At 62.1% G+C, this 26,436-nt stretch carries 28 protein-coding genes; 18 read left to right on the forward strand and 10 right to left on the reverse strand.

Features of this window, described 5'->3' with window-relative positions; all coding sequences use genetic code 11:
- Positions 1-36 precede the first annotated feature (36 nt).
- Positions 37-1,452, forward strand: coding sequence for an ATP-binding protein (locus AC0L24_RS05020; RefSeq protein WP_127268417.1), 1,416 nt, complete (start codon positions 37-39; stop codon positions 1,450-1,452).
- 219 nt (positions 1,453-1,671) lie between these two features.
- A complete protein-coding gene (locus tag AC0L24_RS05025) occupies positions 1,672-2,694 on the forward strand; it encodes a glycosyltransferase family 4 protein (protein WP_127326801.1) in 1,023 nt (340 codons plus the stop codon).
- Here AC0L24_RS05025 and AC0L24_RS05030 read toward each other — a convergent pair.
- The 3 genes from AC0L24_RS05030 to AC0L24_RS05040 form a co-directional block, all read right to left on the reverse strand.
- A complete protein-coding gene (locus tag AC0L24_RS05030; protein ID WP_127261686.1) occupies positions 2,691-3,050 on the reverse strand; it encodes a tRNA-binding protein in 360 nt (119 codons plus the stop codon). The genes AC0L24_RS05025 and AC0L24_RS05030 overlap by 4 nt on opposite strands.
- Positions 3,051-3,077: 27 nt before the next feature.
- Positions 3,078-3,578 (reverse strand): type III secretion system chaperone family protein, encoded by a 501-nt coding sequence (locus AC0L24_RS05035; protein ID WP_013893499.1) that lies wholly within the window; start codon positions 3,576-3,578, stop codon positions 3,078-3,080.
- A gap of 346 nt (positions 3,579-3,924) precedes the next feature.
- Entirely contained in the window at positions 3,925-4,227 is a 303-nt protein-coding gene (locus AC0L24_RS05040; RefSeq protein ID WP_013530008.1) for an accessory factor UbiK family protein, read from the reverse strand.
- 168 nt (positions 4,228-4,395) lie between these two features.
- Here AC0L24_RS05040 and lgt point away from each other — a divergent pair, with 168 nt between their 5' ends.
- From lgt to AC0L24_RS05075, 7 genes are all read left to right on the forward strand, one after another.
- Positions 4,396-5,250 (forward strand): prolipoprotein diacylglyceryl transferase, encoded by an 855-nt coding sequence (gene lgt / locus AC0L24_RS05045; protein WP_127396991.1) that lies wholly within the window; start codon positions 4,396-4,398, stop codon positions 5,248-5,250.
- Positions 5,247-6,335, forward strand: a complete 1,089-nt coding sequence (locus AC0L24_RS05050) for a class I SAM-dependent methyltransferase (RefSeq protein WP_127809535.1) — start codon at positions 5,247-5,249, stop codon at positions 6,333-6,335. The genes lgt and AC0L24_RS05050 overlap by 4 nt, the downstream gene beginning before the upstream one ends.
- 107 nt (positions 6,336-6,442) lie before the next feature.
- A complete protein-coding gene (pgeF, locus tag AC0L24_RS05055) occupies positions 6,443-7,237 on the forward strand; it encodes a peptidoglycan editing factor PgeF (RefSeq protein WP_127380566.1) in 795 nt (264 codons plus the stop codon).
- Positions 7,237-8,388, forward strand: coding sequence for a M24 family metallopeptidase (locus AC0L24_RS05060; RefSeq protein ID WP_127270541.1), 1,152 nt, complete (start codon positions 7,237-7,239; stop codon positions 8,386-8,388). Before pgeF ends, AC0L24_RS05060 begins: the two co-directional genes overlap by 1 nt.
- A 43-nt stretch (positions 8,389-8,431) precedes the next feature.
- Complete coding sequence (locus AC0L24_RS05065; RefSeq protein WP_127321245.1) at positions 8,432-9,019, forward strand: hypothetical protein; 588 nt, start codon at positions 8,432-8,434, stop codon at positions 9,017-9,019.
- A 43-nt stretch (positions 9,020-9,062) separates the two neighbouring features.
- Positions 9,063-9,194 (forward strand): hypothetical protein, encoded by a 132-nt coding sequence (locus AC0L24_RS05070; RefSeq protein WP_256747485.1) that lies wholly within the window; start codon positions 9,063-9,065, stop codon positions 9,192-9,194.
- A gap of 63 nt (positions 9,195-9,257) precedes the next feature.
- A complete protein-coding gene (locus AC0L24_RS05075) occupies positions 9,258-10,193 on the forward strand; it encodes a ribose-phosphate pyrophosphokinase (protein ID WP_013530002.1) in 936 nt (311 codons plus the stop codon).
- 137 nt (positions 10,194-10,330) lie between these two features.
- Here AC0L24_RS05075 and AC0L24_RS05080 read toward each other — a convergent pair whose 3' ends face one another.
- Positions 10,331-11,233: an AraC family transcriptional regulator gene (locus AC0L24_RS05080; RefSeq protein ID WP_473563511.1), complete on the reverse strand. Its 903-nt coding sequence runs from the start codon at positions 11,231-11,233 to the stop codon at positions 10,331-10,333.
- Positions 11,234-11,406: 173 nt separating this feature from the next.
- On the opposite strand from AC0L24_RS05080, the gene AC0L24_RS05085 reads away from it, so the two are divergent.
- A complete protein-coding gene (locus tag AC0L24_RS05085; protein WP_164873804.1) occupies positions 11,407-12,648 on the forward strand; it encodes an MFS transporter in 1,242 nt (413 codons plus the stop codon).
- 71 nt (positions 12,649-12,719) lie between these two features.
- Here AC0L24_RS05085 and AC0L24_RS05090 read toward each other — a convergent pair whose 3' ends face one another.
- Entirely contained in the window at positions 12,720-13,577 is an 858-nt protein-coding gene (locus AC0L24_RS05090; RefSeq protein ID WP_127809533.1) for an alpha/beta fold hydrolase, read from the reverse strand.
- 150 nt (positions 13,578-13,727) lie between these two features.
- Between AC0L24_RS05090 and AC0L24_RS05095 the strand changes: the two genes are divergently transcribed.
- Entirely contained in the window at positions 13,728-14,156 is a 429-nt protein-coding gene (locus AC0L24_RS05095; RefSeq protein ID WP_127397024.1) for a MarR family winged helix-turn-helix transcriptional regulator, read from the forward strand.
- A gap of 85 nt (positions 14,157-14,241) precedes the next feature.
- Here AC0L24_RS05095 and AC0L24_RS05100 read toward each other — a convergent pair whose 3' ends face one another.
- A complete protein-coding gene (locus AC0L24_RS05100) occupies positions 14,242-16,248 on the reverse strand; it encodes a putative bifunctional diguanylate cyclase/phosphodiesterase (protein WP_473563513.1) in 2,007 nt (668 codons plus the stop codon).
- A 294-nt stretch (positions 16,249-16,542) separates the two neighbouring features.
- On the opposite strand from AC0L24_RS05100, the gene AC0L24_RS05105 reads away from it, so the two are divergent.
- From AC0L24_RS05105 to AC0L24_RS05135, 7 genes are all read left to right on the forward strand, one after another.
- Positions 16,543-17,577 carry a class I SAM-dependent methyltransferase gene (locus AC0L24_RS05105; protein WP_473563515.1) on the forward strand — a complete coding sequence of 345 codons (1,035 nt, stop codon included), beginning with the start codon at positions 16,543-16,545 and terminating at the stop codon, positions 17,575-17,577.
- A gap of 247 nt (positions 17,578-17,824) precedes the next feature.
- Entirely contained in the window at positions 17,825-18,466 is a 642-nt protein-coding gene (locus AC0L24_RS05110; RefSeq protein ID WP_127270548.1) for a 50S ribosomal protein L25/general stress protein Ctc, read from the forward strand.
- A gap of 23 nt (positions 18,467-18,489) precedes the next feature.
- Positions 18,490-19,215: an aminoacyl-tRNA hydrolase gene (gene pth, locus AC0L24_RS05115; RefSeq protein ID WP_127809531.1), complete on the forward strand. Its 726-nt coding sequence runs from the start codon at positions 18,490-18,492 to the stop codon at positions 19,213-19,215.
- Between the two features lie 90 nt (positions 19,216-19,305).
- Positions 19,306-20,409 (forward strand): redox-regulated ATPase YchF, encoded by a 1,104-nt coding sequence (gene ychF / locus AC0L24_RS05120; protein WP_127809530.1) that lies wholly within the window; start codon positions 19,306-19,308, stop codon positions 20,407-20,409.
- A 226-nt stretch (positions 20,410-20,635) separates the two neighbouring features.
- On the forward strand, positions 20,636-21,610 hold the full coding sequence (gene corA / locus AC0L24_RS05125) for a magnesium/cobalt transporter CorA (protein ID WP_127396071.1): 975 nt from the start codon (positions 20,636-20,638) through the stop codon (positions 21,608-21,610).
- A gap of 121 nt (positions 21,611-21,731) precedes the next feature.
- On the forward strand, positions 21,732-22,208 hold the full coding sequence (locus tag AC0L24_RS05130; protein ID WP_127396074.1) for a MaoC family dehydratase: 477 nt from the start codon (positions 21,732-21,734) through the stop codon (positions 22,206-22,208).
- A complete protein-coding gene (locus AC0L24_RS05135) occupies positions 22,205-22,675 on the forward strand; it encodes a MaoC family dehydratase (RefSeq protein WP_473563518.1) in 471 nt (156 codons plus the stop codon). Before AC0L24_RS05130 ends, AC0L24_RS05135 begins: the two co-directional genes overlap by 4 nt.
- A 165-nt stretch (positions 22,676-22,840) precedes the next feature.
- Here AC0L24_RS05135 and AC0L24_RS05140 read toward each other — a convergent pair whose 3' ends face one another.
- The 4 genes from AC0L24_RS05140 to AC0L24_RS05155 form a co-directional block, all read right to left on the reverse strand.
- Complete coding sequence (locus tag AC0L24_RS05140; protein WP_013529989.1) at positions 22,841-23,386, reverse strand: adenine phosphoribosyltransferase; 546 nt, start codon at positions 23,384-23,386, stop codon at positions 22,841-22,843.
- 9 nt (positions 23,387-23,395) lie between these two features.
- The gene (locus tag AC0L24_RS05145) at positions 23,396-24,541 is read right to left on the reverse strand and encodes an alpha-hydroxy acid oxidase (protein ID WP_164873953.1); all 1,146 of its coding nucleotides are present in this window, start codon (positions 24,539-24,541) and stop codon (positions 23,396-23,398) included.
- Between the two features lie 176 nt (positions 24,542-24,717).
- Positions 24,718-25,413, reverse strand: coding sequence for an acid phosphatase (locus AC0L24_RS05150; RefSeq protein ID WP_473563520.1), 696 nt, complete (start codon positions 25,411-25,413; stop codon positions 24,718-24,720).
- A 127-nt stretch (positions 25,414-25,540) separates the two neighbouring features.
- The gene (locus AC0L24_RS05155; protein ID WP_473563522.1) at positions 25,541-26,413 is read right to left on the reverse strand and encodes a cytochrome c1; all 873 of its coding nucleotides are present in this window, start codon (positions 26,411-26,413) and stop codon (positions 25,541-25,543) included.
- Positions 26,414-26,436: the final 23 nt, after the last annotated feature.

Genomic DNA, 26,436 nt, shown 5'->3' on the forward strand with positions numbered 1-26,436 from the left:
GCCTGCTGAGCGGCTGCGGGCAAGCGAAATGAGCGAATGGCAACCACGGAACTGGAACAGCCGGGCAATGGCGGCTTGAGCGTACGCGCCGCGCGGACGCTGAAGGCGGTGCCGCGCGCCTGGAACCGCTTCTGGCGCCTCGTCTCGCTGTATATGCCCAAGCGGCTCTATGCCCGCTCGCTGATCATCGTCATCGCGCCGATGATCCTGCTGCAATCGGTCGTCGCCTTCGTCTTCATGGAACGTCATTGGGCAACCGTGACGCAGCGCCTGTCGCAGGCCACCGTGCGCGACATCGCCGCCATCATCGACCTGATCGAAACCTATCCGCGCGATGCCGACTACACCAACATCATACGCATCGCCCAGGACCGCATGCAGTTGAAGGTCGACCTCTTGCCGCCCGACCCGCTGCCCGCGCCTGGCCCAAAACCGTTTTTCTCGATTTTGGATGATGTTCTCTCGTCGGAGATCACCCGCCAGATTAACCGCCCGTTCTGGATCGACACGGTCGGCAACTCCAACATCGTCGAGGTGCGCGTGCAGCTCGAGGGCAAGGTGCTGCGCGTCTTCGTGCGCCGCAGCCAGGCCTATGCCTCCAACACCCACATCTTCCTTATCTGGATGGTCGGCACCTCGCTGGTGCTCCTGATGATCGCCATTCCCTTCCTGCGCAACCAGATCCGGCCGATCCTGATGCTTGCCGAAGCCGCCGAAAGTTTCGGCAAGGGCCGGCCGATGCCGCGTGACTTCCGGCCGCGCGGCGCCGAGGAGGTTCGCCGCGCCGGCTTTGCCTTCATGCAGATGCGCGAACGCATCGAGCGCCAGATCGAGCAGCGCACCGCCATGCTGACCGGCGTCAGTCATGACCTGCGAACCATCCTCACCCGCTTCAAGCTGCAGTTGGCGCTTTCCGGCGGCAAGGCCGAGACCAAGGCCGCGCTCGACCAGGACATCGACGACATGCAGTCGATGCTCGAAGGCTATCTCGCCTTTGCCCGTGGCGAGGCTTCGGAAGACGCCGGACGGTTCGATCTCGAGGCCTATTTCGAAAAGCTCGGCGAGGAAGCCAGGCTGCGCAAGCGCAAGCTGTCGACGACGCTTGCCGGAGACCCCGATGTGCATGTGCGGCCGAACGCCTTTGCCCGATTGATGTCCAACGTCATCGGCAACGCCTTCCGCTATGCCAAGACGGTGGAAGTCAACGCCACCCATGGCCGCGGCTCGCTGCTGGTCACCATCGACGACGATGGTCCGGGCATTCCCGCCGACCGGCGCGAAGACGTCTTCAAACCCTTCGTGCGGCTCGACGAAGCCCGCAACCTCGATGCCAGCGGCACCGGGCTCGGCCTGTCGATCGCCCGCGACATCGCCCGTTCCCATGGCGGCGACATCACCCTTGAAGACAGCCCGCTCGGCGGACTGCGCGCTATCATCAAGGTTCCCGCATAACCGGCACGATACCGAAAGTGGAAACAGGCTTCATCCGCCCGTCATGAAACCATGATCAAGAACGCGCATGAAGCGCGCGACCTCAATTGATTCGACCTTGCCGCCTCACTTCGACCCCGTGCCCGTCCGGGTGCGCTGGAGCGAAGCGAGAGCAGCGGTCTGGTCGCCGTTCCGGCATCGTCTCAAGGCAACCGTCGACCTTTCCTGCAAAGGGCCGCCATGCGCATATTGATGGTCACCGATGCCTGGCGGCCGCAGGTTAACGGCGTTGTCCACACGCTGGAGCGACTCACCGAGACGCTGAAATCTTTCGATGTCGCCGTGGATTTCCTGACGCCGAACATCTTTCGCACCCTGCCCTTGCCGACCTATCCCGACATCAGGCTGGCGCTGACCACGCCCGGCCATGTCGCGCGCCTGATCGACGCAGGCAAGGCCGACCACATCCACATCGTCACCGAAGGGCCGCTCGGCATCATGGCGCGGCGCTATTGCCGCAATGCCGGCCGGCCGTTCACCACCAGCTATCACACGCGCTTCCCCGAATATCTCAGCGCACGGCTGCCGGTGCCGGAAAGCTGGGCCTATCGCTGGCTGCGCGATTTCCACAATTCCGGCCAAGGCACGCTGGTCGCCACCCAGTCGCTCGCAGACGACCTCTCGGCGCGCGGCTTCACCAAGCTGCGGCCGTGGACGCGCGGCGTCGATACCGATCATTTCCGGCCCGACAAGAAGAAGGATCTCGGCTTCCCGGGCCCGGTCTTCCTCTGCGTCGGCCGCGTCGCCATCGAAAAGAACCTCTCCGCCTTCCTCGACCTCGACCTGCCGGGCAGCAAGGTGATCGTCGGCGAAGGCCCCGAGCTTGCCAGGCTGAAGGCAAAATATCCGCAAGCGCATTTCCTCGGCCATCGCCCCAACGACGAACTGGCCGAGATCTATGCCTCGGCCGATGTCTTCGTCTTCCCGAGCCGCACCGACACGTTCGGCAACGTCATCATCGAGGCATTGGCCAGCGGCACGCCGGTTGCCGCCTATCCGGTGACCGGGCCGATCGACATTGTCGGCGACGGCTTTGGCGGCGCGGTCTCCAACGATCTGCGCGAGGCCTCGCTTGCCGCGCTCAATGTAGACCGTGCCGAAGCACGCGAACGCGCCATGCGCTACAGCTGGAAGGCTTGTGCAGAGATGTTCCTCGACACGGTCGAGGAAGCGCTGGGAACGACGCGCAAGCTGGCGGCCTAAAACAACCTGCCGCCATCCGGCACCTTGCGCTCGATCGCGCCGAGCACCACCGCGCCCTCTTCGTCGGGAAAGCCGAGCGTCAGCACTTCCGACATGAATGGACCGATCTGGCGCGGCGGGAAATTGACCACCGCGAACACCTGCCGGCCGATCAGCGTCTCCGGTGTATAATATTTGGTGATCTGCGCCGACGATTTCTTGATGCCGATGCCGGCGCCGAAATCGATCTTCAGCTTGAATGCGGGCTTGCGCGCCTCGGGAAACGGCTCGGCCTCGACGATCGTGCCGGCGCGGATGTCGACACGATCGAAATCGGCAAAACTGATCTCGGGCTTGCGCTCGCTGTTCGAACTCATCTTGGTTCTTGTCTGCCTTGCGGGGACTCAGGCGTTGCCGTAGGTCTCGAACAGCACGCCGGCCAGGGCGTCCTTGGCCGAGGTTCCCGACCAGACAACGAACTGGAACGCCTGGAAATAGCATTCGCAGGCTTCCAGCGCCGACGACAGCAACACTTCGACCTGCTGGCTCGACGGCTCGACCCCGCCGGCCAGCAGCAGCGACTGGCGGAACATGATCGCGCCCTCCTGCTCCCAGAGGTCGAAATGGCCAAACAGCATCTGCTCGTTGATCAGCGACAAGAGCCGCATCACTTCCAGCGCGCGGGTCTCCGGCACCTTGATGTCGAAGGCGCAGGCAAGGTGCAGCGCCTCGAAATCCTCCATCCACGAGAAGGAGACGTGATAGTCGGTCCAGCTTCCGGCAACCGAGATCGAAATCTCGTCGTCGCCGGCCCGCTCAAAGGACCAGTCGTTGTTGTGGGCCACCTGCTCGATAACATCCACCGGATGGATTTCGCGGGAGAATTCGAGTTCGAGAAGTTCCATGGAATGCTTCCTGTCGTTCTGTACGAGCGCCGCCACACGCTCCGCGGGAGGGCACACACAACGAACAATCTTGTCTAGAACTCGGACGGCTAGGACTTTCTTCGCGCAAAAGACTACCTTCTCGACGCAAAGACCCCAGACCGGACCCCACCGCCCGGTCGCATGACCCTGCTCCGAATCATGCAACAAATTCAGTCTATTGATCGGGAGTCGCGTGAACAGCCCAATTTTTCGCACTGCGTCATTTGCATGTGGAAAGCCGCTGTCACAAAGATTCATGCAATGCCGTTAAGCGATTCACGGCAAAGCGCTTTTCAGGATCGGGCTATGTGGAAAAGTTTAACGATTATTTTTTTGTGCGCGGCTTGGCCGCCGTCGCTGGTGTGGCGTCGCCGGCCAGTTCGGCAAGCTTCGCCTCGAGCGCCTCGATGCGGGCGGCAAGGCGAGTGTTTTCTTCCCGCGCCTTGGCGGCCATCTCGCGCGCGGCTTCGAACTCTTCGCGCTGCACCACGTCCATGGTGTTGAGAATGCGTTCGGCCTGCCCCTTGAAGGCCGTCTCCACCTCCCGGCGCACGCCCTGGGCGGCGCCGGCGGCGTCGGTCATCAGCTTGGCGAATTCATCGAGAATGCGGTTCGGTCCGGTCGACATGGCAAATCCTCGCGCTTGCACAAATTGACGTAGTGGCGCTGCGCGTCGAATGCAAGCATGTTGCGCCGCGCTGCGGCATCAAGTCGAGGGCGCCCACCTTGCCTTGACCCTGCCAAAACCCTGCCGCATGGTCCGCGCGCAAACGCGTTTCGAAATGAGAGTTCCCCGTTGAACGAATATTTCCTGCTGCCGCTGGCCTCCTTGCCCTTCCCCAACATCAACCCGATCCTCATCCAGATCGGGCCGCTGGCGGTGCACTGGTATGGCGTCGGCTATATCGTCGGCATCCTGTTTGCCTGGTGGTACGCCAAGCGGCTCGCCGCCAATGCCAGGCTGTGGCCGAACGGCGTCCTGCCGATGAAGCCGGAGGATCTCGACGACTTCATCGTCTGGGCGGCCATCGGCGTCGTGCTCGGCGGCCGCACCGGCTATGTGCTGTTCTATGATCTGCCACGCTACATCGCCCACCCGCTCGATATCTTGGCGGTCTGGCAAGGCGGTATGTCGTTCCATGGCGGCCTGCTTGGCGTCATCCTCGCCATGACGCTGTTTTCCATCAAGCGCGGCATCCGCACCTGGTCGCTGTTTGACGTCGTGGCGGCCGGCGTGCCGGTCGGCCTTGGCCTGGTGCGCGTCGCCAACTTCATCAACTCCGAGTTGTGGGGGCGCCCAACCGACGTGCCCTGGGCTTTCGAATTCCCCAATGGCGGGCCGTTTGCCCGTCACCCGAGCCAGCTCTACGAGGCGCTTCTCGAAGGCGTGGTGCTGTTCCTCGTGCTGCGCATTCTCACCCATTCGCGCCTCAAGCTGAAGACGCCGCGCTTCGTCGGCGGCGCCTTCATCTGCGGCTACGGCCTGTCGCGCATTTTTGTCGAGTTCTTCCGCGAGCCCGACCAGCAGCTCGGCTACCTCCTCGGCACCAACTGGCTGACCATGGGCATGATCCTGTCGACGCCGATGGTGCTGGCCGGCATCTGGGCGATGCTGACCGCCAAGCCGGTGACGCAGCCGCAGCCGGCATGACACGGCTGAAGACCCGCATCGTCGACCTGATCGAGGCCCTGGGGCCGATACCGATCAACGAATACATGGCGATGTGCCTGTTCGACCCGGCGGACGGCTACTACACGACGCGCGAGCCTTTTGGTGCGGCCGGTGACTTCATCACCGCGCCGGAGATCAGCCAGATGTTCGGTGAACTGGTCGCCGTGTGGATGTACCAGGCGTGGCAGGCGAGCGGCCGGCCGCTGCCGGCCACCATCGCCGAGATCGGCCCCGGCCGCGGCACGCTGATGAAGGACATGCTGCGTACGCTGTCGCGGCTCGATCCTGATCTGGCCAGCGGCGCCACCTTCGCCATGATCGAGACCAGCCCGCGCCTGACCGAGGTGCAAAAGCAGACGCTTGGCGCCACACCCTTCGCGGTTGGCTGGCATGAAACCATCGAGACCTTGCCGCAGCAACCGCTGTTCATCGTCGGCAACGAACTGTTCGACGCCGTGCCCATCCGCCAGTTCCTCCGCGCCGGCGCCGGCTGGCGCGAGCGCGTGGTCGGCCTCGACGAGACCAACGACCTTTGCTTCTTCGCCGGCGCCGGCTCGGTCGACCCGACGCTGCTGCCCGCCGATGCCACCCAAGCGCCGCAAGGTTCGATCGCCGAAGTGGCGCCTGCCCGCACCGCGCTCATGGCAACGATCGCCGAGCGCATATCCAGGCATGGCGGCGCTGGCCTGTTTCTCGACTATGGCCATCTCCAGCCGGGTGTCGGGGACACGCTGCAGGCCTTGCGCAGCCACGATCACGAAGATGTGCTGGCCAATCCCGGTGAGGCCGACCTCACCTCCCATGTCGATTTCGCCGCCCTGGCCGCGATCGTGCGTGCACATGGCCTCGAAGCCCATCTGACGACACAGGGCGACTTCCTGCTCGGCATGGGCATCCTCGAGCGCGCCGGCCGGCTTGGCGCCGATGCCGGCCAGGCGGCGCGCGAAAGGATCGCCGGCGACGTCGAGCGCCTCGCAGGGCCGCAAGCCATGGGCGAGCTGTTCAAGGTGCTTGCGGTACTGCCTCGCGGCGTGGCGGTTCGGCCCTTCGCCGGGGCGGATTGACTTTTTACCGCCGCCCCTCCCAATCTCCCGTCCGCGCTTTGCAGCGCCTGTTCTCGACCAAGCACCTTCTTCTTGACGAAACCGCCCACACGGACAACAACGCCCGCATGCTGAATCAGACCAAACCGGATCCCGTTCGGTCGCCGCTGCTGGACAAGGCGCAGGCACAAGGCATCCGCCACGGCTATTTCACCCGCATCGGCGGTGTCTCCGGCGGCATCTACCAGGGCCTCAACATCGGCACCGGATCGAATGACGACCAGGCGCTGGTCGCAGAGAACCGCGGCCGCGTCGCCGCCTGGATGGGCGTGCCGGCGAACCATCTGTTGACCGCCTGGCAAATCCATTCGCCCGACGTCATCATCGCCAGGGAGCCCTTTGCCGGCGAGCGGCCCAAGGCAGACGCCATCGTCACCGACCGGCCGGGCATCGCCATCGGCGCTTCGACCGCCGATTGCGGTCCCGTGCTGTTCGCGGATGCTGAGGCGCGCATCATCGGCGCCGCGCATGCCGGCTGGAAAGGCGCGTTCACCGGCGTGCTCGAAAACACCATCCTGGCAATGGAAAGCCTCGGTGCCCGGCGTCAAAACATCGTCGCCGTGCTGGGCCCCTCCATCGGCCCTGATAACTACGAGGTCGGCCCGGAATTCGTCGCCCGCTTTGTCGATGCCGACGCCGAAAACATCCTCTATTTCGCGCCGTCCGCCAATGCCGGCCATGCCATGTTCGACCTCAACCGCTACACGGTTGACCGGCTGGCCGAGGCCGGCGTGACGGCTGAGGGCCTCGACCGCTGCACTTACGCCGAGGAAGGCCTGTTCTACTCCTACCGGCGCACCACGCATCGCAAGGAGCCCGATTACGGCCGGCAGGTTTCGGCAATCGTCTTGGAGAGGGAATAATGGCGCTGCATTTTGAACGATCTGAATTTGACGCGCGGCGCGACCGGCTGATCATCGAGATGGCCGAAAAGAAGCTTGATGCCATCCTGCTGTTCGCGCAGGAAAGCATGTACTGGCTGACCGGCTACGACACGTTCGGCTTCTGCTTCTTCCAGTGCCTGGTGGTGAAGGCCGACGGTTCGATGGTGCTGCTGACCCGCTCGGCCGACCTGCGCCAGGCGCGTCAGACCTCGATTATCGACAACATCGTCTTGTGGACGGACCGTAATGGCGCCAATCCGGCGGTAGACCTGCGTAATCTGCTCAACGAACTCGACCTGCTCGGAGCCCGCATCGGTGTCGAATACGACACCCATGGCCTGACCGCGTTCAATGGCCGACGGCTCGACGAACAGTTGCAGACCTTCGGCCAGATCGCCGATGCGTCCGGCATTGTCGGCCGCCTGCGCCTGTTCAAGAGCCCGGCCGAGATCGCCAAGGCCGAGAAGGCCGCCAATCTCTCCGACGATGCGCTCGACGCGGCGCTGCCGCTGATCAAGCAAGGCGGCGACGAAGCCCTGATCCTGGCCGCCATGCAGGGTGCGATCTTTGCCGGCGGCGGCGACTATCCGGCCAACGAATTCATCATCGGCTCCGGCGTCGATGCGCTGCTGTGCCGCTACAAGGCCGGCCGCCGCAAGCTCACCAAAAATGACCAGCTGACGCTCGAATGGGCCGGCGTCTTCAACCACTACCACGCACCGATGATGCGCACGGTGCTGACCGGCAAGGTGTCGAAGCGCCATCAGGAATTGTTCGACGCCGCCCGCGCGGCACTCCTGGCTGTCGAAAAGGCGATGACGCCGGGCAACAGCTTCGGCGACGTCTTCGATGCGCATGCCCGCACCATGGAGGCACACGGCCTGACCAAGCACCGGCTGAACGCCTGCGGCTATTCGGTCGGCGCCCGCTTCACCCCGTCCTGGATGGACATGCCGATGTTCTACCAGGGCAATCCCGAACCGATCGCGCCCAACATGACGCTGTTCGCCCATATGATCATCATGGACTCCGATACCGAGACGGCGATGACGCTTGGCCGCACCTACCTGACCACCGAATCCCAGCCCAAGCCGCTGTCCCGCCATGATCTCGACTTGATCGTACAGTGAATCCACAATGGGAGGCGTTCTTCGCCAAGGAGTTAGAAGGCAAATGAGACGATCGCATGTGACGACCGTGTCATTGCTTGTGGCATTGGCTCTTGCCGCCTGCACCAACGCAAAGGACGTGCTCGAACCGTCGGCGATCACTCCGCCGGCGACGTCGACCCAGACGCTGCCCGCCACCAGCACGGCGGGCGCTCCCGCAACCACCGCCGCACCGGTCACATCAGCCCAAAGCGCTGCCATCCTGTCGAAGACCCGCCTGCAGATCGCGCCGATCGTCGGCGCTTCGGTGGAAGCCGCGACACCTCTGACGGCGGAGTTGCAGACCCGCGCCAGGCAGCGCGGTATCACGCTCGCCGGCAGCGCCGACCAGACCGTGACACATGTGCTGAAGGGCTATTTCTCGACGATGTCGGAAGGCGCCGACACCACCGTCATCTATGTCTGGGATGTCTATGACCCCGCCGGCAACCGGCTGCACCGCATCAATGGTCAGCAGAAGGCCCCGTCGGTCAATTCCGGCGCCAGCGCGGGCGGCGACAGCTGGAAGGGGGTCTCGCCGGCCACCATGCAGACGATCGCCGACCAGACCATCGACCAATTCGCGGCCTGGCTCGGCGGCAAGGCGGGCTAGAGGCATCGGGCCCAAAAAGTGGAGACGGTTTTGGGAAAATCCAATGCCCAACGAGAAGAAGGAGCAGCGCAAGTCCGCTGCTCCCTGTTGCAGCCCGGCGATGGCGCGGAGCTTTCTTGAGTTTAGCCGGCGGATTCCCGATCTCGGCGCTTGCAATACCGGCGCGGGCCGCTAAAAGCCCGGTTAAAGGGCGCAAGCGAGTCCGTCAGGTCTCATCATCCTCCACCAGGAACCGTGCATGAAACTCTTCGCGGGCAATTCCAACAGGGTGCTGGCCGAAGCGGTCGCCCGGTACCTCAACGTCCCGCTGGGCAAAGCCACGGTCAGGCGCTTCGCCGACCAGGAAATCTTCGTCGAAATCCAGGAAAACGTGCGCGGCGAGGATGTCTTCATCCTGCAATCGACCTCGTTCCCGACCAACGATCATTTGATGGAATTGCTCATCATGATCGATGCCTTCATGCGTTCCTCGGCCAAGCGCATCACGGCGGTCATCCCCTATTTCGGCTACGCCAGGCAGGACCGCCGCGCCTCCGGCCGCACGCCGATCTCGGCCAAGCTGGTCGCCAACATGATCACCCGCGCCGGTGTCGACCGCGTTCTGACACTTGACCTGCATGCCGGCCAGATCCAGGGCTTCTTCGATATTCCGACCGACAATCTGTTTTCCGTGCCGGTGATGGCCCGCGACGTGAAGGCCAAATACAAGCAACTCGGCAACGTCGTGGTTGTCTCGCCCGACATTGGCGGCGTGGTCCGCGCCCGTGCGCTGGCCAAGCGCTTCGATGCGCAATTGGCCATCGTCGACAAGCGCCGCGAACGGCCCGGCGAATCGGAAGTCATGAACATCATCGGCGCGGTCGCCGGCAAGGATTGCCTGCTGATCGACGACATCGTCGATTCCGGCGGCACGCTGTGCAACGCCGCCGATGCACTGCTGGCCAACGGCGCCACCAGTGTCACCGCCTATATCACCCACGGTGTGCTGTCGGGCGGTGCGGTTGCCCGCATCAGCGGCTCGAAGCTGCAGGAACTGGTGATCACCGATTCCATCCAGCCCACCCAGGGCGTGCTCGACGCGCCCAACATCCGCGTCATCTCGATCGCCGACCTCATGGGCGAAGCCATTTCGCGCACCGCGACCGAGGAATCGGTGTCGAGCCTGTTCGACTAGAGCAATTCTAGCTAGAGCAATTCTAGGAAAAGTGTGAAGCGGTTTTCCCGGGAAAAGCGCGTAGCGCTTTCCCTAGAGAATTACGTCAAAACAAAGAGTTAGAGCAGCTCGCCGTTTCCATGAAACGGTAAAATGCTCTAGAACAGCACCTGCCGTTGCGGCGCAGGGCTTTCCAACCGAACCGGGCCGACCAGGCGACGAGCGACCTCGACGCTTTCTCGTGCGCCGCGCATATAGCCGCGCGGCGAGGTTCCCAGCATGCGCTTGAACATGGTGATGAAGGCCGGCACGCTGTCATAGCCGAGATCGAGCGCCACCCTGGTGATCGGCTCGCCGTCCGCCAGCCTGGGCAGCGCCGCGAACAGGCAGGCCTGCTGGCGCCATGTCGACAGCGACAGGCCGGTCTGGCGCTGGAAGGCGCGGGTGAAGGAGCGGCGGCTCATGCCGGCGGCATCCGCCCATTCATCGATCGTCGCATGCGGCGACGGTGCCGCGACGAAGCGCCGGCAGAGCGCCGACAGCCTTGGATCGGACGGGAATGGCAGGCCGAGCGGCCGTTCCGGCAAGGTCGGGATTTCGTGCAGCAAAAGGTTCATGATCAGCCCACCACGTCCTTCCAGAACGCCGCCTTGCGGCAGCTTTTCCGATTCCACGATCAGGCTGTGCATCAGGTCGGTGACGCCGACGACGCGCAAGCCTTCGGGCAGCCCGGGGATCGCCTGTGGCATGACATAGACCGAACGCATCGAGACATCGCCCAGCATCTCGACGGAATGCTCGGTGCCGGCTGGAATCCACATCGCGTGGTCGGGCGGCACCATCCAGCGCCCGTAGCGCGTCGTCACCAGCACCACGCCGACAAGCGCATGCAAGAGCTGGCTGCGGCTGTGGCGGTGTTTCGGCACACGGTAGCCATCGGGATATTCGGTCGGCAATGCCACCGCCGGCCCGGCCACTTGCTCAAGCCACTGCCAGCGGCTCTCGTGCAACTGCCCGAGATTGGCGTTGCCAGCGTGAAAGACTTCTTTGCCGTGCGGCATCCGATATGGCCCACTTGCGAAACTATTGGACCAAACCACGAAAGAAGTCATCCCGCAAGCAGCTTATAAGGCACCGGTCCCAAGCGCTCCACAGGAGCGTCCGACAAGGCGGCCGCAGGTGCGTCCGTCAACTGCCTGCGGGCCTGCCCGCCAAAAAGACCACGGAGCCTACCTTGACCGATACGACAGCCGCCAGCGTCGCCCCACCGGCGACCACCAGTCACGCTTCAGCCCAGGCGACGGCCTTCACCGTCATCCTGGCGGTGAGCTTCTGCCACTGCATCAACGACATCATGCAGTCGCTGCTGTCGGCCATTTACCCGCTCCTGAAAGAGAATTATGGCCTCGATTTCTGGCAGATCGGCTTGTTGACCTTCACCTTCCAGGTGACCGCGTCGCTGCTGCAGCCTGTGATCGGCATGATCACCGACAAGCGGCCGATGCCCTATTCGCTGCCCTACGGCATGGCGTCATCGCTGATCGGCCTGATTGTGCTCGCCTATGCCGGGCACTATTCGCTGCTCCTGATCGGCGCCTCGCTGATCGGCATCGGCTCGGCGATCTTCCATCCGGAATCCTCGCGCATCGCCCGCTTCGCCTCCGGCGGCCGCTTCGGCCTGGCGCAGTCGCTGTTCCAGGTTGGCGGCAATTTCGGACAGTCCATGGGGCCGCTGCTGGCAGCCTTCATCGTCGTGCCGTTCGGCCAGACCAGCATTTCCTGGTTCGCCATCGGCTCGCTGATCGGCATCATCGTTTTGTGGCAGGTCGGCGGCTGGTACAGCCGGCTGCGTGCCGCACAGGGCACCCGCAAGGCGGCGAGCTTCGTTTCGCCCTTCCCGCGCCGCAAGGTGATGAACGCATTGATCGTGCTGACCCTGCTGGTGCTGAGCAAGAATGCCTACATCGCCAGCCTCGCCAGCTACTACACCTTCTATTCCATGCATAAGTTCGGCGTTTCGGTGCAGATGAGCCAAGTCATGCTGTTCCTGTTCCTCGGAGCCTCGGCGCTGGGCATCCTGCTCGGCGGCCCATTCGGCGACCGCTACGGGCAGAAGGCGATGATCTGGTTCTCCATCGTCGGCGTGCTGCCCTTCACGCTCGCCTTGCCCTACGCCAATCTGGAATGGACGATGGTGCTGACGGTGCTGATCGGCCTGATCCTGTCCTCTGCCTTCTCGAACATCGTCGTCTTTGCGCAGGAACTCGTGCCGGGCCGCGTCGGCATGATCGCCGGCATCTTCTTCGGCTTCGCCTTCGGCATGGGCGGCATCGCGGCGGCCGTGCTCGGTATCGTCGCCGATATGAAGGGCATCGATTTCGTCTTCCAGATCTGCTCGTATTTGCCGTTTCTTGGATTGCTCACCGTGTTCCTGCCAAACATGAAGGAAGCGCGCAAAGCGCAGGCGGCCGCCTAGATCAGGCGGGTCTGCCGCTGTCACAAAAATGCACCCGCCTGATGACGGGTGCATTTTTGTGGGCCATGGCCTTAAGCCTTGAAGAAGGCCAGCAGGTCGGCGTTGATGATGTCTGCATGGGTCGTGGCCATGCCGTGCGGGAAGCCCTTGTAGACCTTGAGCTCGCCCTTCTTGAGCAGCTTGATCGTCAGCAGCGCCGAATCGGCGATCGGAACGATCTGGTCGTCGTCTCCGTGCATGACCAGGACAGGCACGTCGATTGCCTTCAGATCCTCGGTGAAGTCGGTTTCCGAGAAAGCCTTGATACAATCATAATGCGCCTTGGTGCCGCCCATCATGCCCTGGCGCCACCAATTGTCGATGACGCCCTGCGAGATGTCCGCGCCCGGACGGTTGAACCCGTAGAACGGACCTGATGGAACGTCGCGGAAGAACTGGGCGCGATTGGCTGCCTGGGCGGAGCGGAAGCCGTCGAACACTTCGATCGGCAGGCCGCCGGGATTGGCGGCAGTCTTGAGCATGATTGGCGGCACCGCGCCGATCAGCACCGCCTTGGCGACACGGCCGCCGGCGCCATAGTTGGCAACATAGCGCGCCACTTCGCCGCCGCCGGTCGAATGTCCGACATGAATGGCATTCTTGAGGTCAAGATAAGCGGCGAGTTCCGCGACATCGGCGGCATAGGTGTCCATTTCGTTGCCGATATCCGTCTGGGTCGAGCGCCCATGGCCACGCCGATCATGGGCAATGACACGGTAGCCTTGCGACAGGAAGAACAGCATCTGGGCGTCCCAATCGTCGCTGCTCAACGGCCAGCCATGATGGAAGACGACAGGCTGCCCGGTCCCCCAGTCCTTGTAGTAAATCTGCGTTCCGTCCTTGGTGGTGATCGTACCGCTGCCGGAGCCGGGCTTGGTTTGCGAGGTCATCTCAATCTCCTTTGGTTATGTCCGCAATAAACAATATCGCGATAACCATATAGCTAACGCGGCCCAAAACCCTTGTCCACAAAAATATGTATCGCGATATTATTTTTCGTGGTATCGAATTGATGCCCATATTGGCAAAAGGAATGCGCCGTGCCTCTCCCGTTGGACAATCAGCTCTGTTTCACGCTCTACGCCACCAGCATGGCGATCAACCGCACCTACAAGCCGATGCTGGACGATATGGGCATCACCTATCCGCAGTACCTGGTACTGAACGCGCTTGGAGAGGCCGACGGCATGTCGGTCGGCACGATCGCCCACAGGCTCGCTCTGGAATCGAGCACCGTCACGCCGCTGGTGAAGCGAATGGAGCAGGCCGGGCTGGTGACGCGCCAGCGCAGCCAGACCGACGAGCGCCAGGTGCAGGTCGATCTGACATCAGCCGGGCGCGGGCTGCTTGTCCAGTGCAACTGTCTGAACGAGACCTTGGTCGAACGCTCGGGCATGACGCTGGCCGAGCTCGATGCCTTGAACCGGCAGATCCAGGCGCTACGCAACGCGTTGACCGGCGACCGCTAGCCCCTTGCTTGGCCCTGTCATGGATTAATTGCAATCAGCACGGCTTTTGACGGCGGCTAAGCCAAACGTCGGACAGAGGCCATCATCATGCGGACTTAAGCACGGCAAATGACCGTTTGCGCATGGCCCGCTTTGCCTGGAAACTGACAGCGGGAGCGGGGCGGCCGACATGGAAGCCCTGGATCTTGTCTATGCCGAATTCGCGCATCAAAGCCATCTGTTCGTCGGTTTCCACCCCTTCGACCAGGATCTTGTGGCCGCGATTTCGAACCAGGGTGATGATGTCCTGCAGCATCGCCTTGCCGCTCAGGGAGCTGCAGTCGTGCAGAAAAGAGCGGTCGATCTTCACCGTGTCGAAATCGATCAGGCGAAGCCACGAAAGGCCCGCAAAGCCGGTCCCGAAATCATCAAGCCATATCTTGATCCCCAGCAGCTTCAGGTCGCTGATGCAGCGCAGAATGTCCGAGTGCATCTCCATCTCCAGCCCTTCGGTGATCTCGAAGGCCAGCCTGCTGCCGGCGACGCCGGTTTCGCCCAGAATGGTCGCGACAGACGTTGCGAAGCCAGGTGTCTTAAGCTGGATCGGAGAGACGTTGACGCTGACGACACGGACGTGGTCGTCCGCCAGGAGCTCGGCGCACACCGTCCTTATCGCCCAGCGCCCGAGTTCCAGGATCGCGCCGGTTCGTTCCGCGACGGGAATGAACAGGCTCGGCGGAACCGATGTGCCATCCAGCATTTTGAGGCGCATCAGAGCCTCCACCGCTTCAACCCGGTCCGATTTGACATCCTGGATAGGCTGATAAACCAGTGAAACGAGATTCTGGCCGATCGCGATCTTCAGCAAGGCCGCAATGTTCTCGCTCTCGTCGCTGCTTTGCGGATCGGTTGGGTCGAACAGCCGGGCACAGTTTCGGCCGCCGGCTTTTGCCAGATAAAGCGCGCGATCGGCCTCGTGGATGATCTTCTCCAGCTTGGCCCCGGTCTGCGTCCTGGTGAATGCGGCACCAACGCTCACGGTTACGATCGAGACGCCGTCGCGCCGCAGTTCGTGCGTCAGAGCCAGGTTCTCCACTGTGCTGCAAATGGCTTCCGCGATGTCCAGGATCTGCTCTTTTTTCTCCATGCGAGCCAGGACGATGAACTCTTCACCGCCATAGCGGCCGATGGAGCCATTATACTGTTTGATCATATCGCTAAGGGCATTGGCGACATGGATCAGGCAGCGGTCGCCTTCTTGATGGCCGTAGCAGTCATTGAATTTCTTGAAGAAGTCCACGTCGATGAGGATCGCCCCGAAGCTGGTGCCTACCTTTTGCCATTCGCTCCAGTAGTCCCGCAGCTTTTCGTCGATCGCGCGCCGGTTCTCCAGACCCGTCAGCGGATCGGTCCGCGACAACCTCAGCAGGGCCTTGCCGCGTTCGGTCGCCTCATTGTGCTGGATCTTGGCTTCCAGGGCATTCAGGAAGACGTTGTAGCGTTCCTCATTCAGCTTCCAGTTCACATACGAGGTGAACGTGAAACAGGAAATATAAAAAGCCCCGAATACCATTTTATATGTAAGGGTTGAAGGAACGAAATAATTCACGATGTAAAGTATGCACAATATTATTGCGGAAGTTACGATGGAAAGCTTGAAGTTGAACGTAAAGAAAAGATTTGCGCTCATCATGAATATGGTCCCGAAGACCATATAGTAGGAGACGCTTTCCTTGTCCGCGCCAAGAACCGCTGGGCACAACCAACCAACATAGCCGAAGATGATGGCTCCGGCGCAGGTCACGTCGAGCCATTCCGTTCCAATCCCCCGGCGAAGCTGTGCTTCGAGGATCAAAAGCGCGCTCAAGCCGACCGCGAAGCGCGCCGTGATCGTGTAGGCGGCAACGTCCGGGATCAGCAGCAGATCCATTGCCGAAAACAAGAGATAGATCGCAACCGCAATCCAGAGCCCTGGCCTGGCTTCTCCTCTTCGCGTCGCCTGCGCTTCGGTGCGGTAAAGGGTGCGGAGCTCGTCGGCGCTCAGTTCATAGCGCGGCTCGTACGGCTCCGCATCAACCGTATCAACCAATACGGAGGACAGGTGTTCGTTCATCACAATAGACCCCGTTTGAAAGGGATTTTGTTTTCCGAACTCATTTCCAGCTTCTGCCCCCACGCGGGCCGGCTCCTTTGGGACGCGACGGCGATTGCGACGCCGGGCAAACAAATGCAATCGCGCAAGACAAGTTTCCGTTAACTCGAACCCGGAATTCGGGCCGGAAGCCGTCTAAAGAGGAACATGGTTGGCGGGAAATTAATCATAACGATAAAATGCCGTCAGCCCGACATTGGCAAATGGAGCATTCTACGCAATAAGTTAACCGACTGTTAACTATGGAGTGATGGCGTGCAGACCATTCTTGATGGCAAAAGCTTGATTACTGCCGCGATGCTCGCCGGCACGCTGCCTCGGGGAAAGCTCGAGCATCATGGCGAAGCGTTCGAAACCGCGCGCGCGGAGCTGGCGCTCATTCTCCACGCGACACAGCAGCAGATCGAACAGGACAAGAACCCCGCCGAGATCGTCGGTCGCTTGCTGTCCTTCCTCAATGGCCTGCATTCCAAGGTTCATCCCGACGTCTGGCATGCGTTGATACCGGTGGCGCAGAACCATCCGATCCTGAAGTATTTTCTCGAGGATCCGCTGACGCGCTGGTCCTTCACCAAGCCCAGGGGCTATTCCGGCGACGCGCAGTTGCTTGATTACATCTATTGCGACCCGCACGTGGCAGAGAGCGTGGCCAATGCCTCGGAGATCGGCAAGGCGCTCTATAGCCATACCCAGAACGTACCCTCATGCGTCGCGGCACGGGAACGACGCGACCTCCTGACCCGATATGTCGACGAGATTGCGGTCAAGAATGGACCGCAAACCGAGGTCCTGGCGATCGCGGCCGGCCATTTGCGGGAGGCCAATCGCTCGGTAGCCTTGACGGAGGGCCGTCTCAAGCGCTGGATTGCGCTCGATCAGGATCCCCAGAGCGTTGGGCTGATCGCGCGCGACTTCCAGGGCACCGCGGTCGAAGCCATCGACGGCTCGGTGCGAACCGTGCTCACGCGGGGCCACAAGCTCGGCAAGTTCGATTTCATCTATGCCTCCGGCCTCTACGACTACCTCGCCCACAACGTCGCGGTGAAACTCACGAAGACCTGCCTGCAGATGTTGAAGCCGAACGGGACGTTCCTGTTTGCGAACTACGCCGAGGGCACGCCTGACGCCGGCTACCGGGAGACATTCATGGACTGGGTGTTGCTGCTGCGATCGGAGGTCGATATGTGGAACATCGTCAATGCCAGCGTCGACCGCAACACCGTCGAGGCGCGGGTGTTCTTCGGCGAGAACCGCAACGTGCTTTATGCCGTCATCGAAAAGCGCGGATAGCGACCGCCTGGACTGCACCAGGCTGGGCGTGCCTTTGGCTTGCACCTCCGGCCGCCTTCCGCTATAGAGCCGCCACCCGCGTAGACACCCTTGGAGGCAACGCGGCGGAAGGCCGCCTTCCCGCATGATCCCGAAAAGTGGATTCCGGTTTTCGGACCAGATCATGCATGGGTATGTCGGCTTTCGACGTTTACGGTCCAGGCACTCTGCCAACCGTGAGCGCTCCAGTAAACCGAAAGGAAATGCCATGAGCCACGACACTTACGAGCTCAAGGCCGAAGCACGCGAACAGGTCGGTAAGGGGTCCGCCCGTGCAGTTCGCCGCAACGGTAAAGTGCCTGCAGTAATCTATGGTGACAAGCAGCCTCCCCTGGCTATCGCGCTCACCTACAAGGACATCTACTACAAGATCCATGGCGGCGGGTTCCTGACCACGATCGCCACGATCGATGTCGACGGCAAGAAGATCCAGGTCCTGCCGAAGGACTTCCAGCTCGACCCGGTCAAGGATTTCCCTGTCCATGTCGACTTCCTGCGCATCGGCAAGGACACCGAAGTCAATGTCGACGTGCCTGTCCACTTCATCAACGAGGACAAGTCGCCCGGCATCAAGCGCGGCGGCGTGCTCAACATCGTGCGTCACGAAGTCGAGTTCCACTGCCCGGCCAATGCGATCCCGGAGTTCATCACCGTCGATCTCACCGGCGCCAACATCGGCGACTCGATCCACATCTCGGCGGTCAAGCTGCCGGCTGGCGTCAAGCCTGTGATCTCCGACCGCGACTTCACCATCGCGACCATTGCCGGTTCGTCGGCGATGAAGCCGGAGACGGAAGAGACGGCTGAAGCGGCTGCACCTGAGGCAGCTCCTGCCGCCGACGAGAAGTAACTCTTTCACGCCCGGAGCAGGCGATGCTGCTGTTTGCAGGTCTCGGCAATCCGGGCGCGAAATACGCTGACAACCGCCACAATGTCGGTTTCATGGCGGCGGACGCAATCGCCCGCCGCCATTCCTTTTCGCCCTGGTCGAAGAAATTCCAGGGCCTGATTTCCGAGGGCACGCTCGGCGGCGAAAAAATCGTCCTGATCAAGCCGCAGACCTTCATGAACCTGTCCGGCCAGTCGGTCGGCGAAGCACTGCGCTTCTACAAGCTCGAGCTTTCCGCGCTCACCGTCTTCTATGACGAGATCGACCTTGCCGAAGGCAAGCTGCGCATCAAGACCGGTGGCGGCGCCGGCGGCCACAACGGCATCCGGTCGATCGACGGCCATATCGGCAATGGCTATCGCCGCGTGCGCATCGGCGTCGGCCATCCCGGCGTCAAGGAAATGGTCCAGCACCATGTGCTCGGCAATTTCGCCAAAGCCGACCGCGAATGGCTCGACCCGCTGCTCGACGCGATCGCCGACAATGCCGCCATGATCGTCAAGGGCGACGAATCCGGCTTCATGAATAAGGCCAGTCTCGCCGTCCAGGGCAAGGCCGGGCCGGAGCCCGAAAAGCCAGCGCAGAAGCAGCCGGCGCACAAGCAGCAAAGTCATGTCCGCCAAGCACGGCCTCAACAGCCGGTGGTCAAGCTGCCGGAAAGCGGTCCAATGGCCGCCATGCTGAAGAAGCTGTTCGGCGGCAAGGACTGAGCATCGAGGGACCGAAGGGCTTGACGTTGATCACCCCTATCGCCCATAGCCCTGATCAAATTTCTATTTTCCCGATAGGACCGAACAAAAATGGGTTTCAAATGCGGCATCGTTGGCTTGCCCAACGTCGGCAAGTCGACGCTTTTCAACGCGTTGACCAGAACGGCTGCGGCGCAAGCCGCCAACTATCCATTCTGCACCATCGAACCGAACACCGGCGAGGTGGCGGTGCCAGATCCGCGCCTGCAGAAGATCGCGGCGATCGCCAAGTCGAAGGAGATCATTCCAACTCGCATCTCTTTCGTCGACATTGCCGGCCTGGTGCGCGGTGCCTCGAAAGGCGAAGGGCTGGGCAACCAGTTCCTCGCCAACATCCGCGAGGTCGACGCCATCGTGCATGTGCTGCGCTGCTTCGAGGATGACGACATCACCCATGTCGAGGGCCGCATCGACCCCGTCGCCGATGCCGAGACGGTCGAGACCGAGCTGATGCTTGCCGACCTCGACAGCCTAGAGCGCCGCATCGTGCAGATCCGCAAGCGCGCCGGCAGCAAGGACAAGGAAGCGACGACCGTGCTGCCGTTGATGGAGGCAGCGCTCGAACTGCTGCAGGCCGGCAAGCCGACCCGCATCCTGCTCAAGGGTATTTCGGCCGAAGATTTGCGCATCCTGCAGGGCCTGAACCTTCTGACCTCGCATCCCGTGCTCTATGTCTGCAATGTCGCGGAGGCCGACGCCGCCACCGGCAACGAACACACCAGGGCCGTGGAAAAGATGGCCGCCGCCCAGGGCGCCGGCACAGTGGTGATCTCGGCGGCGATCGAAGCCGAGGTCGCGCAGCTCTCGGACGAGGAAGAGATGGAATTCCTGTCCTCGCTCGGCCTCGACGAGCCAGGCCTCAACAAGGTCATCCGCGCCGGCTACGATTTGCTGCACCTCATCACCTATTTCACCGCCGGGCCGAAGGAGACGCGCGCCTGGACCATTCATAGGGGCGACAAGGCGCCACAGGCCGCCGGTGTCATCCACACCGATTTCGAGCGCGGCTTCATCCGCGCCCAGACCATCTCCTACAACGACTTCGTCACACTGGGCGGCGAAGTGGCGGCCAAGGAAGCCGGCAAGGCGCGCGACGAAGGCAAGGAATATGTCGTCCAGGACGGCGATGTGCTGTTGTTCAAGTTCAACACCTGATGCCTGAAGCGCTCGAGAACATCCCGGCAAGCTGTCGGCGAAGTTCCTCGATACATGCTTCCAAGGCGACGGCGGCCATCCGCCCTACAGCCGGTTGTCTTGATTTTGTCACGTCACAGGTCTAAGCGGCAGACGCACGGTCGGCGCTGACGTCGAGAACCCGTGCAATCCAACACGACGCGTCAATCCGAACGCACCCTTTGGCCCCAGCAAGGGATATCAGGCGATGATCAAGGCCTTCGTCGTGGACAATGACCGCCTGCGCGTCGTCGACGATCTCCTGGCAAACAGCGAGACCATCGTCTGGGCGGACCTGTTCAACCCGACAAAGGAAGAGGAAGCGACGATCGAGAGCTGGCTCGGCGTTGCCATTCCGACGCGCGAGGAGATGGAGGAGATCGAGATTTCGAGCCGCCTCTATGTCGAGGACGGCGCCTATTTCATGACCGCCACCCTGCCCGCCCAGACCGAAATCGACGATCCCTTGATGTCCCCGGTTACCTTCGTGCTCGCCGGCACAAGACTGATCACGGTGCGCTACCACGAACCGAAAGCTTTCAAGACCTTTCCGCAGCGCGCCGAAAAGGTGGCGACCGGCTGCACCAGCGGCGACACCATTCTGATCGGCTTGCTGGAGGCGATCGTCGACCGTCTTGCCGACATTCTGGAACGCGCCGGCCGCGACATCGAGGCGATCTCGCGCGATATCTTCGAGGCGCGGTCGACCAAGGTTTCCAAGCGCAACCGTGATTTCCAGGAGTTGCTGAAAGCCATCGGCCGCAAGGAGGACATCGCCTCCTCGATCCGCGACAGCCTGATCTCGCTGCAGCGCCTGGCAGGCTTCTTCGCCCATGCCTCGACCCGCACCAAGATGAGCAAGGACACCAAGGCGCGCATCAAGACGCTGTCTCGCGACGTGCTGTCGCTCGCCGACCACGCCACCTTCCTGTCGCAGAAGATCTCCTTCCTGCTGGACGCCACGCTCGGCATGATCTCGATCGAGCAGAACGCCATCATCAAGATCTTCTCGGTCGCCGCCGTCATTTTCCTGCCGCCGACTTTGGTCGCCTCGGTCTACGGCATGAATTTCGACATCATCCCCGAGTTGAAATGGCAACTTGGCTATCCCTTCGCCATCGCCATGATGGTGCTGTCGGCGATCCTGCCCTTCTGGTACTTCCGCCGCCGCGGCTGGCTCTGAGTGGCGTTGTCGGTCCTGCCACAGGCTGGCGCAGTAGAAATCGCTTGACCAAATGAACGCCGGCCTGCATCCGGAAACCCCGATCCTGGGGATCGTGGGTCGACAAGCCGGATTCCAGACCATGACTGCAGAGATAAAAGCATGGGCCTATGAGGACTTCATCGAGGGCGCATCGATCGACCTCGGCTCGAAGCTCGTGAGTGCCGCCGAGATCGTCGAATTTGCCGGAGAATTTGACCCGCAGCCGATGCATCTCGACGAGGAGGCCGGCAAGGCCAGCATCCTCGGGGGGCTGGCAGCGTCGGGCTGGCACACCTGCGCCATGTTCATGCGCATGCTCTGCGATGCGTTCCTGCTGGACTCGACCTGCCAGGGCGCGCCCGGAGTCGATCAGGTCAAATGGAAGAAACCGGTCCTGGCCGGCGACCAACTGACCGGCACCCTGATGGTTGTTGCCAAGCGCCTGTCGAAATCGAAGCCGCAACTCGGCTTCGTCACCATGCGCAGCGAGCTGTTCAACCAGCGTGGCGAAAGCGTCTTCGAGCTCGAGAACTCCGTCATGTTCCTCACGCGCGATGCCGCGGGGAGCCAAGCATGACACTGGACGAGTTCTTCCGTATCGGCACCACCATCACGCTCGGCTCGCACACATTCGAGCCCGAGGCGATCAAGGCCTTCGCCCGCAAGTACGACCCGCAAATCTTCCATATCGACGAGGAGGCCGCGAAGAAAAGCGTTCTTGGCGGCCTCTGCGCGTCTGGCTGGCACACGGCCGCGACCTGGATGAAACTCAATCTGGAAAACCGCATGGACGCCGAGATCGCTGCGTGGAGCGGTCCCGGTCCGGTGCCGGAATTCGGCCCCTCGCCCGGCTTCAAGAACCTGAAATGGCTGAAGCCGGTCTATGCCGGGCAAACCATCACCTTCACGCGCACCGCGCTGTCGCACCGCCCAATCGCCTCACGCCCCGGCTGGCGGCTGCTGGCGCTGCGTTCGGAAGCTTTCGATCCCACCGGCGACAAGGTGCTCGAGTTCGAAAGCGCCGTGCTGGTGAAGGTGGAGTAGCTTTTTCCTTCGCCCCGTTTACGGGGAGAAGGTGCCCGAAGGGCGGATGAGGGGCGGCGCCAGCGTTGGTGTCTTAAACTCGACGGTCGTACTTACCCCTCACCCTGCTCCGCTCGCGTTGCTCGCTTCGCTTCCCTCTCCCCGTAAACGGGGCGAGGGAGAAACCTAATGCCCCTCGAACCCTATCAGCGTTCTGACCGGCACACCGAGGGCTTCGAGCTTGGCGCGGCCGCCGAGGTCCGGCAGGTCGATGACGAAACAGGCGGCGAGGATATCGGCGCCGATCTGGCGCAGAAGTTTGACCGCCGCCTCCGCGGTGCCGCCGGTGGCGATCAGATCGTCGACAAGGATCACCTTCTCGCCCGGAGCAACGCCGTCCTTGTGCATCTCCATCTCGTCCAGCCCATATTCCAGGCTATAGGCGACGCGCACCGTCTCGTAGGGCAGCTTGCCTTTCTTGCGGATCGGCACGAAGCCGGCCGAGAGCTGATGGGCGACGGCGCCGCCAAGGATGAACCCGCGTGCCTCGATGCCGGCGATCTTATCGATCTTCTGGCCGGCGTAGGGATGTACCAGTTCGTCGATGGCGCGGCGGAAGGCGCGCGCATTGCCGAGCAGCGTGGTGATGTCGCGAAACAGGATGCCGGGCTTGGGATAGTCCGGAATGGTACGGATCGCGGCGAGCAATGTGTCTTCGAGGGAGGATTTCATGGGTCGAGATTACCTGAAACGGAGGTTCTTGCGCGACAATTGTTCGATCGAACTGCAGCCCATCAGCTTCATGCCGCGTTCGATCTCGACCCGCATCTGCTCAAGCGCCCGTTCGACGCCGGGCTGGCCCGCCGCCGCGAGCGGGAACAGATAGTAGCGTCCGACGCCGACGGCCTTGGCACCGAGCGATAGCGCTTTCAGCACATGGGTGCCGCGCTGCACGCCGCCATCCATGATGACATCGATCCTGTCGCCAACGGCATCGACGATCTCGGCAAGCTGGTCGAACGCCGCCCGCGAGCCATCCAGCTGCCGCCCGCCATGGTTCGACAGCACGATGCCGCTGCAGCCGATGTCGACGGCGCGTCTTGCGTCCTCTACCGACATAACGCCCTTGAGACAGAACGGACCCGACCAAAGCTTGACCATCTCAGCGACATCGTCCCACGTCATCGACGGGTCTAGCATCTCGGTGAAGTAGCGGCTGATCGACATCGTGCCGCCGCCCATGTCGACATGCTCGTCGAGCTGCGGCAGCTTGAACCCCTCATGCGTGAAATAATTGATCGCCCAGGCCGGCTTGAGCGCGAACTGCGCCATACCGGCAAGGTTGAGCTTGAAGGGAATGGCAAAGCCGGTGCGTTTGTCGCGCTCGCGATTTCCTCCGGTGATGCTGTCGACGGTCAGCATCATCACCTCGACGCCGACCTGCTTTGCCCGCTGCATCATCGCCCGGTTAAGACCGCGGTCCCGATGGAAATAGAACTGGTAGACCTGCGGACTGCTGCTGATGCTGCGCGCCTCCTCGAGGCTGACGGTGCCAAGCGACGAGACGCCGAACATGGTGCCATACTTGGCTGCGGCCTTGGCGACCGCGCGCTCGCCCTGATGGTGGAACAGGCGCTGCAAGGCGGTCGGCGAGCAATAGAACGGCATCGCCAGCTTCTGGCCCATGACCGTCACCGACATGTCGACCTCGCTCACTCCGCGCAGCACGTTGGGAACCAGGTCACAGGTCTCGAAGCTTGCGGCGTTGCGGCGGTAGGTGACCTCATCGTCAGCCGCGCCGTCAATGTAATTGAAGATCGGCCCGGGCAGCCGCTGCTGTGCCATCAGCCGGAAATCGGAAAAGTTGTGACAGTCGCTGAGCCGCATCATCGAAATCCAAAAGCCATGGCGGGACGAGCTTCTCGCCACCGTTCGATGCGTCGAATATCAACCTCATGCCGCCATGCCAACGGACTAATTGCCGAACTTCCGCCTAAGCAATGGCGCAGACAAGAAAGGAGCGCCTTAAGCGCCCCTTCCCGTCTAAATCCGGCTGACGAGGATTACATGCCGAGATCGGAACGAAGCTCGGCCCTGGCCACTTCATATTCAGCCTTGAAGTCGTCCCGGTTGAGCAGGACTGCGGCAATGACGCTGCCGGAAATCCTGCCCATCTCGACATCGGACGCAAAATGGATGCCGCCAACCACGCGGTTGTGAGCGTATTTGCTCGCGCGTGCCATGATCTCGGCGCGCTTTTCCGGAACCATGTCGGACAGAATGATGCCCATCATCGTGCCGACGGTGGCGTGTCCGGAAGGCCAGGAACCGGAGCTCGACAGCTTGACCGCAGGCTTGACGAGATCGCTGAGCTGATGCGGGCGCGGGCGCTTCCAGACATCCTTGGCGGGATCGACGACAGCGCCTTTGGTAGCCACCACGCGATCGAAGAAGGCGCTGAATTTCGGCAGCGTTTCCTTGTTGAATTTCGGCCCCATCACGTCGGCAAAGCGCCAGACATTCTCCTCGGCATCGGCCACCGCGCTGGCGACCATCTCCGGGGTGCGCGTGACCTGCAAAGTCAGCACCTCGCCGAGTTCGGCCTTGGTTTGTGCCGAATCGTTTGCCGGCGGCGGCGGCAGGATCATCGTCAGGTCGACATCCTTGTTGGTGATGAAGGGCTGGGCGTCTTCCGCTTGCGCGGCCGAGCCCACGATGAGCAGCAACAGGCCTGCCGCGAGCGATGCGTATCTTTTCATGAATGCGATCCTTTGATGAGAGCAGCACAGGATCGCCGGATGCGGTGACGGCCATGTGACATGACCAGCCTCCGGAAATGCAAAAGGGCGCCTCTCGGCGCCCTTCGCGATCACTTGATTGTGTGGCTCAATGCGCCACGCCTTCCCACACCTTGCGCTTGGTGAGATAGACCAGAGCGCCGAACAGAAGCAGGAACACCAGCACGCGAAAACCGGTCTTCTTGCGGTCTTCCATATGCGGCTCGGCCGCCCACATCAGGAAGGCGGAAACGTCGCGGGAGTACTGGTCGACTGTCTGCGGCGCGCCGTCATCATAGGTCACCTGGCCGTCGGACAGCGGGTTGGGCATCTTCAGCGACACGCCCGACATGAAATAGGGGTTGTAGTGGGTGCCTTCCGGGATAACCATGCCGGCAGGCGGTGTCTCGTTATAGCCTGTCAGCAGCGAGTGGATATAGTCGGGCCCGCCCGCGTCATACTGGGTGAAGATGTCGAAGACGAATTGCGGAAAACCGCGCTCGACGCCGCGCGCCTTGGCCAGCAGCGACATGTCGGGCGGAGCAGCACCACCATTGGAAGCGGCGGCCGCTTCGTCGTTTGCGAACGGTGGCGGGAAGTGGTCGGACGGCTTGCCGGGACGGTCGAACATGTCGCCGGCATCGTTGGGACCGTCATGGATCGTGTACTCGGCCGACAGCGTCTTGATCTGCGCATCGGAATAGCCGAGGTCCGACAGCGTGCGGAACGCCACCATGTTCATCGAATGGCAGGCCGAGCAGACTTCCTTGTAGACCTTGAGGCCGCGCTGCAGCTGCGCCTTGTCATAGGTACCGAACGGGCCGGTGAAACTCCAGTCCATTTCCTTCGGCTCGTCGATCGGGAAATGCGTCGGCGCGGCGGCGTTGTGCGCCTCTTCGGCGGCGATCGCCCAAGTGCCCGCCGACCCGATGCCGACGGCCACGAGGCCGACCAGCGCCAGCGAGATGAGAATCTTTTTCATGCCAAATCCCCTTAGATTCTCTA

It is taken from the genome of Mesorhizobium sp. WSM4809, assembly GCF_055811655.1.

What these genes read in the sequence shown, in the direction of transcription:
- AC0L24_RS05080 (WP_473563511.1), bottom strand. Translation starts at nt 11,233, where the DNA reads ATGCCGCACGGCAAAGAAGTCTTTCACGCTGGCAACGCCAATCTCGGG.
- AC0L24_RS05030 (WP_127261686.1), bottom strand. Translation starts at nt 3,050, where the DNA reads ATGAGTTCGAACAGCGAGCGCAAGCCCGAGATCAGTTTTGCCGATTTC.
- AC0L24_RS05035 (WP_013893499.1), bottom strand. Translation starts at nt 3,578, where the DNA reads ATGGAACTTCTCGAACTCGAATTCTCCCGCGAAATCCATCCGGTGGAT.
- AC0L24_RS05155 (WP_473563522.1), bottom strand. Translation starts at nt 26,413, where the DNA reads ATGAAAAAGATTCTCATCTCGCTGGCGCTGGTCGGCCTCGTGGCCGTC.
- AC0L24_RS05090 (WP_127809533.1), bottom strand. Translation starts at nt 13,577, where the DNA reads ATGACCTCGCAAACCAAGCCCGGCTCCGGCAGCGGTACGATCACCACC.
- AC0L24_RS05020 (WP_127268417.1), top strand. Translation starts at nt 37, where the DNA reads ATGGCAACCACGGAACTGGAACAGCCGGGCAATGGCGGCTTGAGCGTA.
- AC0L24_RS05075 (WP_013530002.1), top strand. Translation starts at nt 9,258, where the DNA reads ATGAAACTCTTCGCGGGCAATTCCAACAGGGTGCTGGCCGAAGCGGTC.
- AC0L24_RS05060 (WP_127270541.1), top strand. Translation starts at nt 7,237, where the DNA reads ATGGCGCTGCATTTTGAACGATCTGAATTTGACGCGCGGCGCGACCGG.
- pth (WP_127809531.1), top strand. Translation starts at nt 18,490, where the DNA reads ATGCTGCTGTTTGCAGGTCTCGGCAATCCGGGCGCGAAATACGCTGAC.
- AC0L24_RS05150 (WP_473563520.1), bottom strand. Translation starts at nt 25,413, where the DNA reads ATGAAAAGATACGCATCGCTCGCGGCAGGCCTGTTGCTGCTCATCGTG.
- AC0L24_RS05110 (WP_127270548.1), top strand. Translation starts at nt 17,825, where the DNA reads ATGAGCCACGACACTTACGAGCTCAAGGCCGAAGCACGCGAACAGGTC.
- AC0L24_RS05040 (WP_013530008.1), bottom strand. Translation starts at nt 4,227, where the DNA reads ATGTCGACCGGACCGAACCGCATTCTCGATGAATTCGCCAAGCTGATG.
- corA (WP_127396071.1), top strand. Translation starts at nt 20,636, where the DNA reads ATGATCAAGGCCTTCGTCGTGGACAATGACCGCCTGCGCGTCGTCGAC.
- AC0L24_RS05070 (WP_256747485.1), top strand. Translation starts at nt 9,063, where the DNA reads ATGCCCAACGAGAAGAAGGAGCAGCGCAAGTCCGCTGCTCCCTGTTGC.
- AC0L24_RS05100 (WP_473563513.1), bottom strand. Translation starts at nt 16,248, where the DNA reads ATGAACGAACACCTGTCCTCCGTATTGGTTGATACGGTTGATGCGGAG.
- AC0L24_RS05025 (WP_127326801.1), top strand. Translation starts at nt 1,672, where the DNA reads ATGCGCATATTGATGGTCACCGATGCCTGGCGGCCGCAGGTTAACGGC.
- pgeF (WP_127380566.1), top strand. Translation starts at nt 6,443, where the DNA reads ATGCTGAATCAGACCAAACCGGATCCCGTTCGGTCGCCGCTGCTGGAC.
- ychF (WP_127809530.1), top strand. Translation starts at nt 19,306, where the DNA reads ATGGGTTTCAAATGCGGCATCGTTGGCTTGCCCAACGTCGGCAAGTCG.
- AC0L24_RS05140 (WP_013529989.1), bottom strand. Translation starts at nt 23,386, where the DNA reads ATGAAATCCTCCCTCGAAGACACATTGCTCGCCGCGATCCGTACCATT.
- AC0L24_RS05145 (WP_164873953.1), bottom strand. Translation starts at nt 24,541, where the DNA reads ATGCGGCTCAGCGACTGTCACAACTTTTCCGATTTCCGGCTGATGGCA.
- AC0L24_RS05135 (WP_473563518.1), top strand. Translation starts at nt 22,205, where the DNA reads ATGACACTGGACGAGTTCTTCCGTATCGGCACCACCATCACGCTCGGC.
- AC0L24_RS05050 (WP_127809535.1), top strand. Translation starts at nt 5,247, where the DNA reads ATGACACGGCTGAAGACCCGCATCGTCGACCTGATCGAGGCCCTGGGG.
- AC0L24_RS05130 (WP_127396074.1), top strand. Translation starts at nt 21,732, where the DNA reads ATGACTGCAGAGATAAAAGCATGGGCCTATGAGGACTTCATCGAGGGC.
- AC0L24_RS05065 (WP_127321245.1), top strand. Translation starts at nt 8,432, where the DNA reads ATGAGACGATCGCATGTGACGACCGTGTCATTGCTTGTGGCATTGGCT.